Consider the following 13,142-nt stretch of genomic DNA (forward strand, 5'->3'; position numbering starts at 1 on the left):
GCGCGTGGCGCAGCCGCGACAATGAGGATTTTCGTTTTTGAGCATATCAGCCAGCATCCATCATATTACGCATTATAAATATGACCGGCTCGTCGCCCTGGGTCCGCAGACCATCCGCCTGCGGCCAGCCCCGCATTGCCGGACGAAGATACTGGGCTATTCGCTCAAGGTGACGCCCGCCAATCATTTCGTGAACTGGCAGCAGGATCCTCACGGCAATTGGCAGGCGCGCTTCGTCTTTCCGGAGAAGGTGACGGAATTCAAGATCGAGGTCGATCTCACCGCCGATCTCGCGGTGGTCAATCCTTTCGATTTCTTCGTCGAGCCCTATGCCGAGCAATTTCCCTTCGCCTATGAGGAAACGCTGGCCGATGAACTCGCCCCCTACCTGGCAGCCGAGCCTTTGGGGCCGGGCCTTGCCGCCTATATCGATGCGCTGCCAAAGGATCCGGCCCATATCGTCGACTATCTCGTCGATCTCAACGCGCAGCTGCAGAAGGACATCCGCTATGTGATCCGCATGGAGCCGGGTGTGCAGACGCCGGAAGAGACGCTGGAGTTGCGGTCGGGCTCCTGCCGCGATTCCGCCTGGCTGCTCGTCCAGATGCTGCGTCATCTCGGCCTCGCCGCGCGCTTCGTCTCCGGCTATCTCATTCAATTGCGCGCTGATATCGAACCGCTCGACGGGCCCAAGGGCACGCAGCATGATTTCACCGATCTCCACGCCTGGGCCGAGGTCTATATTCCCGGCGCCGGCTGGATCGGCATGGACGCCACCTCCGGCCTTTTCTGCGGCGAGGGCCATCTGCCCGTCGCCGCAACGCCGCATTATCATTCCGCCGCGCCGGTGACGGGCGTGGTCGAGCCTGCCAATGTCGATTTCCATTTCGATATGCAGGTGACGCGGGTCGCCGAGGCGCCGCGCATCACCATGCCCTTCTCGGATAATGCCTGGGACGCGCTCGATGCGCTTGGCGAGACGGTCGATGCTGATCTTTCCGCGCAAGACGTCCGTCTCACCATGGGCGGGGAGCCGACCTTCATCTCTGTCGATGATTACGAATCCGAGGAATGGAATACCGGCGCCGTCGGCCCGACCAAGCGTGCTTTCGCAGACAGGCTGATCCGCCGACTGCGTCAGCGCTTCGCCCCCGGCGGTTTTCTGCATTATGGCCAGGGCAAATGGTATCCGGGCGAGAGCCTGCCGCGCTGGGGCTTCTCGCTCTATTGGCGCAAGGATGGCAAGCCGATATGGAACAATCCGGCCCTGATCGCTGAAATCGGCGAACAGAGGATCGCGGCGCCGAAAGCGGATGGCGGGGCTCAGCCCGGATCACCGCAAAAAGATGAACAACTGCGGACCGAGGCGCGGAAAATCGCCGAAGGCATTGCGCTCAGACTCGGGATCGGCACCGATTACGTGGCACCTGCCTATGAAGACCCCACCTCCTGGCTGGTGAAAGAAGGCAATCTGCCGGACAATACCAATCCGCTCGACCCCAAGATCGAGGATGCGGAGGAACGCAACCGCATGGTCCGCGCCTTCGCCCGCGGTCTCACGAAACCTGCGGGTTATGTCCTGCCGGTCCAGCGCTGGAACGCGCAGGGCAGCACGCAGGCGAATATTCCGCATCGCGCCGGCGCGGTGCCGCCGCGCTGGAAGAGCGAGAAATGGAAATTGCGGCGGGACAATCTGTTCCTCATCCCCGGCGATTCACCCGTCGGCTATCGCCTGCCGCTCTCCTCCCTGCCCTATATTCCGCGTTCGTCCTATCCGTTCATCGTGGAGCAGGATCCGTTGGAGGAGCGCAAGCCGCTGCCGGATCCGCATGAATTCGCCCAGCGTTTCGAGCGCATCGAGACCGAATCCGCCAATCCGCAGGATCGTGTGGAACAGGAACGTGTCGAAGGCGCGGTGCGCACGGCTTTGTCCGTCGAGCCGCGCGACGGCGTCCTCTGCGTCTTCATGCCCCCGGTCGAGACACTCGACGATTATCTTGAACTCATCGCTTCCGTCGAGGCTTCGGCCGCGGCGGCGGGCGTGCCGGTGCATATCGAGGGCTATCCGCCGCCCTTCGATCCGCGCATCGACGTCATCAAGGTCACGCCCGATCCCGGCGTCGTCGAGGTCAATGTGCAGCCGGCCGCGAGCTGGCGCGAGGCTGTTGCGATCACCAAGGGCCTTTACGAGGATGCACGGCAGGTGCGGCTCGGCGCCGATAAATTCATGACCGATGGCCGCCACACCGGCACCGGTGGCGGCAATCACGTCGTTCTGGGTGGCAAGACGCCCGGCGATTCCCCGTTCTTGCGGCGGCCCGACCTCCTGAAGAGCCTCGTGCTCTATTGGCAGCGCCATCCCTCGCTGTCCTACCTCTTCTCGGGGCTTTTCATCGGCCCGACGAGCCAGGCGCCGCGTGTGGACGAGGCCCGCAACGACCATCTTTACGAACTCGAGATCGCCCTTGCCCAGGTACCCGGACCCGGCGAGCCGGCGCCGTTCTGGCTCACTGACCGGCTGTTCCGCGATCTCCTTGTCGATGTGACGGGCAATACGCATCGCTCGGAAATCTGCATCGACAAGCTGTTCTCGCCGGATGGCCCGACGGGCCGTCTCGGCCTGCTCGAATTCCGCTCCTTCGAAATGCCGCCTGATGCGCGCATGAGCCTTGCGCAGCAATTGCTGTTGCGCGCGCTCGTCGCCTGGTTCTGGCGGGAGCCGCAACAGGGCAATCTGGTGCGTTGGGGCACCACATTGCATGACCGTTTCATGCTGCCGCATTTCATCTGGGAGGATTTTCAGGGCGTCCTCGCCGATCTGCGTGGAGCAGGCTATGATTTCGACCCCGTCTGGTTTGAGGCGCAGCGGGAATTCCGCTTCCCCTTCTATGGTGCGGTCGAACATGGCGGCGTGATGCTCGAATTGCGTCAGGCGCTGGAGCCGTGGAACGTCACCGGTGAACATGGTGCGACCGGCGGCACCGTGCGCTATGTCGATTCCTCGGTGGAACGCCTGCAGGTCAAGGTCACGGGCTTTGTCGAGGGACGCCATATCATCACCTGCAACAGGCGGATGATGCCGATGACGACCACCGGAACCGTCGGCGAGGCGGTGGCGGGCGTCCGCTTCAAGGCTTGGCAGCCGGCCAATGGTCTGCATCCGACCATTCCGGTCCATGCGCCGCTGACCTTCGATATCGTCGATAGCTGGAATGGCCGCTCGCTTGGCGGCTGCGTCTATCATGTGGCCCATCCCGGCGGCCGCAATTACGAGACTTTCCCGGTCAACAGCTATGAGGCGGAAGCGCGCCGGCTGGCCCGTTTCCAGGATCACGGCCATACGCCGGGGCAATTCGAGGTGCCGATGGAACGGCGGTCCTTCGATTTTCCGTTGACGCTCGATTTGCGGCGTCCGCCGCATTAGAGCATTTTGTCTTTACGTTGGATCGCTTTGCGATTCCATCTGCCTGAAAATGCTCCTGTTTTCTTGGGTGCAGCGTTTCCGGATAAATCAGAAACGCTGTAAGGGGGCTTTCCGGCAGGTGTCGCTCAAGACTTTGGGCTTGAACGGCACTGCGGCCCAAGGCTGTGTTGTGTTGCTCGCCATAAAACGAAAAGCCCTTCCCCGATGAGGAGAAGGGCTTTTCGTTTGGAGCTTTGGTGATGGAGGAGGGGCTGCTTCGAGGATCAGCCAAGCACTTCCGCAACCTTTTCCGGCGGCCGGCAGAGAACGGCCTTATCGCCCCTTATGACGATTGGCCGTTCGATGAGGCTCGGATTCTGGCTCATGGCCTCGATCAGCGCCTTGTCATCGAGGCTTTTGTCGTCGAGGCCGAGCTCTTTATAGAGTTTCTCCTTCCGCCGCATGAGCGCGCGCGGCTCCATGCCGAGCCGGCCGAGGAGATCCTTCAGCTCGATGGGGGAAGGCGGCTGTTTCAGATAGAGCCGAATGTCAGGCTCTATTCCGGCCTCGCGCAAAGCGGCAAGCACCTTGCGCGATGTGCCGCAGGACGGGTTGTGAAAGATCGTCACGCTCATCCCGTGAGTTCCCTGCGGCTCTTCTTTGCCGATGCACCGATCAGGATTGGCCGGCGCCGAGCACGGTGACGGCGCGCCGGTTCTGCGACCAGCAGGAGATGTCGTCGCAGGTGGCGACGGGGCGTTCCTTGCCGTAGCTGATGGTGCGCATGCGGGATGCGGGAACGCCGCGTGCCGCGAGATAATTCTTCGTGGCTTCCGCACGCCGGGCGCCGAGCGCGAAATTATATTCGCGGGTGCCGCGTTCGTCGGCGTGGCCTTCGATGGTGAAATTGTAGCGGTTATATTGCTGCAGCCAACGCGCCTGCTTGTCGAGCGTCGCCTGGGCAGTTTGCGTCAACTCGCTGGAATCGCTTTCGAAGAAAACGCGGTCGCCGACATTCACGGCGAAATCCTGCGGGCTTCCGGGGGTCGCCGCGCCGCCGCGCCCGCCGGCGCCATAACCGGCCAGCGCGGTTGGATCGTCAGCCGGGTTCTTGGCGCAGGCGGCGATCGCAAGAGCGACGCTGAGCGCCATGGCGAGCTTGACGCCGCGTGCGCCGAAGATTCTCGCGCCGGGGCTTCCCACGCTCATGTGAAAACCCATACCAAACTCCCTCATGTTCCGTCTGAATGCCGCTGGTTCCCGCATCGCGGGTCGTTCGAGGATCGCCTCGACCATGCGGTGGGCAGCCCTGTGGGCGCCTTCAGCATTTTCGTCAAAATCGAGGGGAAACCTTGTCCCTTCGTCTTAAGCCGAAGAGGGTTAACGAAGGTTTTGCATTCCCGAAGGAGCGCCTTCCCGGCAGTTTCACCCTCGACCATCGGGCTTTATGGTTAACGAGTGATTAATGGCACAAATGGGGCGGTCCCGAAATGGGACAATTCGTCGGACTCTCCATCATGCTTGCCGTCAAGTTTCGGGCCGGTTTCCTCAGATACGCTGTGCCATTGATTCAGGGCGAGATCCGGCTGCCGCATGCCGTTCCGCTGGTAGCCTCGGATATGCGGTCGGCAGGGATAATGAGGGGGATGGAAAAGCCGCCATTCGGCCATAGAGAGGCACTTTAATAAAATGATCGCCACCTATTTGATAAGAAGCCATGCTATTCAAGCATATTGCGCGGGACGATTTGCGGGCTGGAAGGTTTGCCGGAATTCGGGAAGGAAAGGGGACGCAATGATCCGATGAATCCGGGCATTTCCGGATTGTTGTCGCGACCCGTCATCGTTCCATCTGGACCGCCCCTCTATCTCCCCGGCCTGTGAAATTTCCCATGTGAGTCCGCATGTGAGATTCCTAATGGTCGAACGCCCGCCGTGCTTGAATTCCCGGCCCGGAAGCCATGATCCTGACAGGACGCCGCCCGGGGGCTCGTTCCCGCAGGATGCCTTCCGGTTTACCGTCCTTCGCCTTGTTCCCAGAGGGCCCTTCCTGATCCGCCATCTGTTCCTGCCGAAAGTACTGCCCGCCCATGATTATTTCCGATACCCCATCATTCGGTCGCGTCGTCCAGGAAGTGACGCCGCCCCTGCTGCTCTTGTTCGTATGGGACGTCATCGTCACGATCGCTTATTTCACTTTCGCGCCGAAACTGCTCGAGATCGAACTGCCGATGACCCTTTTCGGCACTGCGCTCGCGCTGGTGCTCGGCTTTCGCGATAACAGCGCCTATGCGCGCTGGTGGGAAGCGCGTTCGCTATGGGGATTGATGATCAACGCTTCGCGCAGCCTTGCGCGTCAGGCAATCACCCTGATCGATGAGGATGATGGCAAGGGGACGGCGCTCGCCCGGCAAATCGTGCTGCGGCAGATCGCTTATGTGCATGCCTTGCGCTGCATGTTGCGGGGCCAGGATCCGATGCCGGAAATTGCCCCTTTTCTCAAGCCGGATGAGGTCAAGGGCCTCATAGGCATGAAGAACATTCCCAACGCGCTTCTGAATACGACGGCGACCCATCTCGCCCAGGCCGCCTCGCTTACTGATAGTTACCGGCGCGTCCGCATCGAATCGACCATGGTCGATATCGCCAATGCGCAGGGCGGTATGGAACGCATCAAGCGCACGCCGCTGCCGATGCATTTCCGTTTTTTGCCGCAGATGTTCACCCGCGTCTTCTGTGTGCTTTTGCCGATCGCCATCGTCTCGGATCTTGGCGTTCTGACGCCGCTCGGCTCGACGCTCGTCGGTCTGATGTTCATCGCCGCCCTGCAGATCGGCGACGACCTGAAGGATCCTTTCAGCAATACCGTGCATGACGTGCCGATGACCTCCATGTGCAAGACGATCGAGATTGATCTCCTGCAGACGATCGGCGAGCCGGCTCCGGCGCCGATGGTGCCCGAAAACGGCGTCCTGATGTGATCAGGGGATAGCTCTTGTCCTGCAGTCGCTGGGGCCAGGTCTCAATCAGTCAGGTCTCAATGAGGCGCTCCCATTGAGACCTGGTATAAGAAGTTCAGGAAAATTCCTTCCACCGCCGCGATCCATTATATGAGGGGCGTCGGGAATGGCGCATGGCGTTGGCCGGGTGCCTCCAGCAGGGCGGACGTCAGGTCCGGAATTGAACGGAAAGGCCCCTTGTGAGCTCAAATGTGAGCGCGGTCGCGAGCGCACTCGCCCATCGGCGCATCAAAAAGATGAACGGACTCGGCAATGCCATTCTGGTGCTCGATCTGCGCGGCACGGCAACCGAGGTCAGCGCGGCGGAGGCGCGTTCGATCGGCATCGCCAAGGGCCTGCATTATGATCAGCTCATGGTGCTGCATGATCCGGTGAGTTCTAGCACGGCGGCTTTTATCCGCATCTATAATCGCGACGGGTCGCTCGCTGGTGCCTGTGGCAATGGAACGCGATGCGTCGCCTGGGCGCTGTGGCAGAACGAGGCTTTTGCCGGAACCCGCGAACTCGTGGTGGAGACTGCGGCTGGCCTGCTCGCTTGCGAGCGGCTCGGCGAGAGCCTGTTTTCGGTCGACATGGGCCGGCCGGTCTTCGCCTGGCAGGGGATTCCACTCCGTCATGCGGTCGGTGATACCGATGCCGTGGATCTGACTCAGGATCTCGCCGTCCTGCCGCCGATCGATCCGGCGGTTCTGCGGGCGGTTTCCGTGGTCAATATGGGCAATCCACACACGGTTTTGTTCGTCGACGATCTCGATGCCTGTGATCTCGCGCTCATCGGGCCGGCTCTCGAATATCACCCCTTGTTTCCGGACCGGGCCAATATTTCCGTCGCGAAGGTTGAACAGCCGGATCACATTCTGCTCAAAGTGTGGGAACGCGGCGTCGGGGCGACGCTTGCCTGCGGTTCTGCCGCCTGCGCGACGCTCGTTGCAGCCGTCCGGCGCGGTCTTGCGGCGCGGGAGGCACGGATCAGCCTGCCCGGTGGCGATTTGACTATTGCATGGCGCGCAAGCGACGATCACGTCATCATGACGGGTCCAGTGACCTTCGAATTCGAGACATCGCTCGACCCGGCTCTGTTTCAGGCGATTCCATGAGCGATCCTGTTGGCGATTTCGGGCGCGCAACAATTGCCACGCCGGATTCGGGCGAAACGTTGAGCTTTGGTTGCCGCCTCAATCTGGTGGAAGCGGAAGCCATGCGCCGCGCCGCCAAGGCGCAGAATTGCGATGATCTCGTCATCATCAATTCCTGCGCGGTCACCGCCGAGGCCTCGCGCCAGACGCGTCAGGCCATCCGCCGCATGAAGCGGCAGCGCCCCGGGGCACGCATCGTGGTGACCGGATGCGGCGCCGAGGCCGAGCCGGAACTCTATCGCGCCATGCCGGAGGTCGGCGCGCTCATCGCCAACCGGGACAAGACGCGGGCCGAGACCTGGGCACGGCTGCGCCGCGCTATCGATGGGGGTGAAGCCGCCTCCGCACCGGGGCCAATCGACCTCGCCGGGGACGAAGATGGATCCTCCAATCTCTCCGTCGTGGCGGGTACGCAGGATCATACAAGGGCCTTTCTCGCGGTGCAGAACGGCTGCGACCATGCCTGTACCTTCTGCATCATTCCGGCTGGCCGTGGCGCCTCGCGCTCGGTTCCGGTCGAGGAAGCCTGCGCCAAGGTGCGGGAACTGGCGGAGCAGGGATTTGGCGAAATCGTCCTGACCGGCGTCGATCTCACCTCCTATGGCGCGGATTTGCCGGGCGCTCCGCGTCTTGGCGATCTCGTCAGGCAGATGCTGCGCGCCGCGCCGGCCTTGCCGCGTCTGCGCCTATCCTCGATCGATTGCATCGAGGCCGATCCGGTTCTCCTGCGCTGTTTTGCTGAAGAGGCACGGCTGATGCCCTCGCTGCATCTTTCTTTGCAGTCGGGGTCGGATCTGATCCTGAAACGCATGCGGCGGCGTCATGGCCGTGATGAGGCCATCGCCTTTTGTGCCGAATTGCGCCGTCTGCGTCCGGACATCGTCTTTGGCGCCGATCTCATCGCCGGTTTTCCGACCGAGACCGAAGAAGATTTTCAACAGACGCGCGCTCTGATCGAGGAATGCGGTCTGACCTATCTGCATGTCTTTCCCTTTTCGGCACGGCCGGGCACGCCGGCGGCGCGTATGCCGGCGCTGGCACCGGCCGTCGTCAAGGAGCGCGCGCGCCTGTTGCGCGAGGAAGGAACGGGGCGGCTGGCGCATCACCTTGCAGGTAAGATCGGGCAGCGATTGCGCCTGCTCACCGAGCGCGGTAGCTTCGCGCGGGCCGAGGATTTCTCCCTGATGCGGCTTCCCGGCGTTGCGCCTGGCCTGTTCGTCGAGGCGATGGTTGAGGGGAGTGACGGTGAAATTCTGGTCGGGCGGCGGGTTTGAAAGCCAATGCTCGAGGCGTTGGCCTGCTAGAAAGTCTCCCTAAACCAATCCGCGCTATCCTGCTCTACAGCATTTTCAAGTGGAGCAGTTCGGAAACATCCGAACAGGCTCTCGAGCATTTTCCGATAGGGTGAATCGCTGCGCGATTTCATTGCCTTGAAAATGTGAGGACTTCCGAGGGAGCGTTGCCGGAGACATCCGAAACGCTCGGGCATTTCCAATCATTCATCGGAGAGGTGCGGTGCCGAGCTTGTTTCGTTTTCTTGTCACGGTGGCGATTCTCGCGGGGCTCGGCTATGCCGCCCTTTGGGCGCTCGTGACTTTCGTCGAGCCGCAGCCGCGGGAGATGAGCCAGACTGTGCCGGCCCAGCGTCTCAATGCCAAATAGGAGGCGGTTTTGTCCGCACCGCGTTCCAGCGCGCAGATCGACGCCTTCCTCGACATGATCGCCGCCGAGCGTGGCGCGGCGCGCAACACGCTCGATGCTTATCGCCGCGATCTTGCCGATTATGCCGCGGCGCTCGCGGAGCGCGGCACCAGTCTGGCCCAGGCGACGAGCGAGGACATTCGCCATTATCTCGGCAGCCTTGAGGCGCGTGGCCTCAAGGCCAGTTCCAGTGCGCGGCGGCTTTCGGCGATCCGGCAATTGCATCGTTTTCTCGTGTCGGAAGCGTTGCGCGCCGACGATCCGGCCTTGATCCTTGAAGGGCCGAAATGCGGGCGCGGCCTGCCGAAAACGCTGACCATGGCTGAAGTCGATCATCTGCTCGCGGTTTCGAAGGAGGGGCTCGACGACGAGACGCGTCCACTTGGGGAACGCGTGCGGGCGGCGCGCACGGCCTGCCTGCTCGAGCTTCTCTACGCGACGGGATTACGTGTTTCCGAGCTCGTATCGCTGCCGCGCTCGGTCGCTGCCGTCAAGGATCCGTTGTTTCCGGTGCGCGGCAAGGGAGGGCGCGAGCGGTTGGTGCCGCTGCCGCCAGCGGCGCGGCGCGCCCTCGATCTCTATCGCACGCTGTTGCACCATAAACAGGCCGGTCTTACCGAGACATCCTGGCTGTTTCCCGCCGACAGCGAAAGCGGCTATCTGAGCCGTCAGGCTTTCGCCCGTGATCTGAAACTCGTGGCCGCCGCCGCCGGTATCGATGCGGAGCGCATCAGCCCGCATGTCCTGCGCCATGCCTTCGCCAGTCATCTCCTGCAAAATGGCGCCGACCTTCGGATAGTGCAGGAACTGCTCGGCCATGCCGATATTGCGACGACGCAGATCTATACGCATGTTCTCGATGAGCGCATGAAGGCCATGGTACGGGATCTTCACCCGCTTGCCACAGCCGAACGCGGTGAGGAGAGCTGAAGGGCGGGGGAGGGGGGTGCGGCGCTGATGCCTGTGCCCGCCGATGCGGCCGCCGGGACGGAATCAGGGTGCCGAGAGGCAATTACGGAAATGTGAATAGGAGTACCGGCAGGCCGGCGGGGTTCATAAAACACTCTCCCGGGGCCTGGTTCGTCATGCCCCTGTCATATCGGTTTCATAAAGAGCCTGCGGAACCGCAGGGGCCGATGGCGCGAGGTTGATGTTTTCGGAACGCCGGTGCCGAGGTTTCGACAGCCTCTGCCGATCAGTCGGAAATATGCGCTTCGAGCCTTTGGCTTCAGCCGGTCCAGGCAATGCGTTCCGGCCACCCGGTCAGATCGAGATTGCCTTAGCGGTGGACGCCTTCACCGGGATCGCCGAAAGGGCCCATGGTCCATGCCCAATTCGATGATCATTTGCGCGTCCACTTTCTACGCCCTCAATCGGTGCAAAGGCTTACAATGACTCTTTCGCATCTCCGCATCGTCAGAAGGACGCTGCTGACCGCGGCTGTCTTCGGCTTCGCCACCTCGCTTCTGCCGGCCTTCGGTCCGTCGCTTGGTTCGTCCGCCGGATCAGCCAATGCCGCTGCTGTCACCATCACGGGTGCGGGCGCCACTTTCCCCTTCCCGGTCTATGCCAAATGGGCCGAGGCCTACCAGAAGGAAACCGGTGTCGGCGTGAACTATCAGTCGATCGGTTCCGGCGGCGGCATCAAGCAGATCAAGGCCCGGACGGTGACCTTCGGCGCCTCTGATGCGCCGCTGAAGGCTCCGGAACTCGCCGAGGCCGGTCTCGTCCAATGGCCGATGGTCATGGGCGGTATCGTTCCGGTCGTCAATCTTGACGGCATCAAGCCGGGCAGCCTCGTCCTCGATGGCGAAACGCTCGCGAAGATTTTCCTCGGCACGGTCAAGACCTGGGATGATCCGGCCATCAAGGCGCTCAATCCTGGCGTAAAGCTGCCTTCCACGGCGATCGCGGTGGTGCACCGTTCCGACGGTTCCGGCACGACCTTCAACTTCACCGATTACCTGTCGAAAGTTTCGGCGGATTGGAAGTCGAAGATCGGTGCTTCGACCGCCATCGAATGGCCTGTCGGCATCGGCGCCAAGGGCAATGAAGGCGTTGCCAACAACGTGCTGCAGACCAAGGGCGCGATCGGCTATGTCGAATATGCCTATGCGAAGCAGAGCGGGCTGACCTATACGGGGTTGGTGAACCGCGAAGGCAAGAAGGTCGAGCCGACCTCCGCTTCCTTCCAGGCGGCCGCCGCCAATGCGGATTGGGCCAATTCGCCCGGTTTCTATCAGATCCTGACCAACGAGCCCGGTGCCGCTTCCTGGCCGATCACCGCCGCGACCTTCATCCTGCTGCCGAAAGAGCCCAAGGATGAGGCCGCCGCCGAAGCCGCGCTGAAATTCTTCGCCTGGTCCTTCGCCCATGGCGCGCCGATGGCCGAAAAGCTCGACTACGTCCCGCTGCCGGAATCGGTGATCAAGCTCATCGAAAAGACCTGGGCTGCCGACATCAAGGGCGCAGATGGCAAGCCGCTGGTGCACTGATCTTTGAACCATCGCGTTTTGCGCGAGGTGAACTGAGACAAAATTTCCTATGGGCATCGCTTACGAGCGGTGCTCCTGCTTCCAAGCAGAAACAGCATGGAGAGTCGAGGCGGGGATTCCGGTTGGCTTTTCTTGCGGCCGGAATAGAAGGGAAGAGGCTGAAGTTTTTACCTGTCCATTGAGCTTCGTCCCACCCTCGTCCCAATTTCGTCCAGTGACGCTTGCTCCGGCCATTCCGTCGTAACTGCAAGCGCCGTCCTCTTTGGAAGAAGCATGGAATTACGACGGGGAACGTTCCGCACGGTCAGGGCGGTTATCGGGAAGCGGTTAGAGGGAGAATAGAGCGTGGTCGATATCCTGGCGGAAAGTAAGGCATTTACCACCGTGCGAAAGGATCAGCGCGAACGTGTCTTCAAGGCCTTTAAAAGCAGCGATGGCTTCTATCGGTTCATCACCTTCTCGGCGGCTTTGACCATTCTCGTCCTTCTCGGCGGCGTCATCGTTTCCCTCGTCATTGGCTCGCTGCCGACCTTCCGCGCCTTTGGCCTCGACTTTCTCGTCACGGAAGCCTGGAACCCGGTCTCCGATAAATATGGCGCGATGGCGCCGATTTACGGAACGCTCGTGACATCCGTCATCGCCATGGCAATTGCTTTGCCAGTCGGCCTCGGCATCGCCATCTTCCTGTCTGAACTCTGCCCGGATGCGCTGAAACGGCCAATCGGTATCGCGGTCGAACTTCTCGCCGGCATTCCCTCGATCATCTACGGCCTTTGGGGCCTGTTCATTCTCGCCCCTTTCCTGCAGGCCTATGTACAACCGGCGCTGATTTCGGCTTTCGCGCCGGTTCCGGTCCTGTCTTCGCTGTTCGCCGGTCCGCCCTATGGCATCGGTCTGCTCACAGCCTCCGTCATCCTCTCGGTGATGATTCTGCCTTTCATCACCTCGATCTCGCGTGACGTCTTCCAGACCGTTCCCGCCGTGCTGAAGGAAGCAGCCTATGGCATCGGCTGCACCAAATGGGAAGTCATCACCAAGGTCATCATCCCCTATACAACTACCGGCGTTGCCGGTGGCGCCATGCTGGCGCTCGGCCGCGCGCTCGGCGAAACCATGGCGGTGACTTTCGTCATCGGCAATGCGCATCGCATTTCCACTTCGCTGTTTGCGCCGGCCACCACGATTTCCGCCTCGATCGCCAATGAATTCACCGAAGCAGTCGGCGACCTCTATACCTCGGCGCTGATCAGCCTCGGTCTCATTCTGTTCGTCATCACCTTCATCGTTCTGGCTCTCGCCCGGCTGCTGCTCATGCGCGCCCAGGCGCATGTGTAAGGGATGATTGCCATGGTGCATTTTGTCGATAGCGGTATTCCGACCTTATTGCC

At 61.6% G+C, this 13,142-nt stretch carries 10 protein-coding genes; 8 read left to right on the forward strand and 2 right to left on the reverse strand.

Annotation, left to right across the window (positions count from 1 at the left end; all coding sequences use genetic code 11):
- Positions 1-37: 37 nt before the first annotated feature.
- Positions 38-3,424, forward strand: a complete 3,387-nt coding sequence (locus DL88_RS02935; RefSeq protein WP_034991472.1) for a transglutaminase family protein — start codon at positions 38-40, stop codon at positions 3,422-3,424.
- Positions 3,425-3,687: 263 nt separating this feature from the next.
- On the opposite strand, the gene arsC is transcribed toward DL88_RS02935, so the two are convergent.
- Both arsC and pal read right to left on the reverse strand, forming a co-directional pair.
- On the reverse strand, positions 3,688-4,038 hold the full coding sequence (gene arsC, locus DL88_RS02940; RefSeq protein ID WP_034991475.1) for an arsenate reductase (glutaredoxin): 351 nt from the start codon (positions 4,036-4,038) through the stop codon (positions 3,688-3,690).
- Between the two features lie 40 nt (positions 4,039-4,078).
- A complete protein-coding gene (gene pal / locus DL88_RS02945) occupies positions 4,079-4,624 on the reverse strand; it encodes a peptidoglycan-associated lipoprotein Pal (RefSeq protein WP_084704903.1) in 546 nt (181 codons plus the stop codon).
- An 868-nt stretch (positions 4,625-5,492) separates the two neighbouring features.
- Here pal and DL88_RS02955 point away from each other — a divergent pair.
- From DL88_RS02955 to pstC, 7 genes are all read left to right on the forward strand, one after another.
- Positions 5,493-6,383 carry a bestrophin family protein gene (locus DL88_RS02955; protein ID WP_034991479.1) on the forward strand — a complete coding sequence of 297 codons (891 nt, stop codon included), beginning with the start codon at positions 5,493-5,495 and terminating at the stop codon, positions 6,381-6,383.
- A 275-nt stretch (positions 6,384-6,658) separates the two neighbouring features.
- Entirely contained in the window at positions 6,659-7,519 is an 861-nt protein-coding gene (gene dapF / locus DL88_RS02960; RefSeq protein ID WP_034992105.1) for a diaminopimelate epimerase, read from the forward strand.
- Positions 7,516-8,832, forward strand: a complete 1,317-nt coding sequence (gene mtaB / locus DL88_RS02965) for a tRNA (N(6)-L-threonylcarbamoyladenosine(37)-C(2))-methylthiotransferase MtaB (RefSeq protein WP_051955523.1) — start codon at positions 7,516-7,518, stop codon at positions 8,830-8,832. Before dapF ends, mtaB begins: the two co-directional genes overlap by 4 nt.
- 241 nt (positions 8,833-9,073) lie before the next feature.
- The gene (locus DL88_RS02970; protein ID WP_034991482.1) at positions 9,074-9,220 is read left to right on the forward strand and encodes a histidine kinase; all 147 of its coding nucleotides are present in this window, start codon (positions 9,074-9,076) and stop codon (positions 9,218-9,220) included.
- Positions 9,221-9,229: 9 nt separating this feature from the next.
- On the forward strand, positions 9,230-10,189 hold the full coding sequence (locus DL88_RS02975; RefSeq protein WP_034991484.1) for a site-specific tyrosine recombinase XerD: 960 nt from the start codon (positions 9,230-9,232) through the stop codon (positions 10,187-10,189).
- Positions 10,190-10,650: 461 nt separating this feature from the next.
- The gene (pstS, locus tag DL88_RS02980) at positions 10,651-11,754 is read left to right on the forward strand and encodes a phosphate ABC transporter substrate-binding protein PstS (protein WP_084704905.1); all 1,104 of its coding nucleotides are present in this window, start codon (positions 10,651-10,653) and stop codon (positions 11,752-11,754) included.
- Between the two features lie 345 nt (positions 11,755-12,099).
- The gene (gene pstC / locus DL88_RS02985) at positions 12,100-13,089 is read left to right on the forward strand and encodes a phosphate ABC transporter permease subunit PstC (protein ID WP_156970904.1); all 990 of its coding nucleotides are present in this window, start codon (positions 12,100-12,102) and stop codon (positions 13,087-13,089) included.
- The last annotated feature ends 53 nt before the right edge of the window (positions 13,090-13,142 follow it).

It is taken from the genome of Beijerinckia mobilis, assembly GCF_000745425.1.
Lineage (GTDB): Bacteria > Pseudomonadota > Alphaproteobacteria > Rhizobiales > Beijerinckiaceae > Beijerinckia > Beijerinckia mobilis.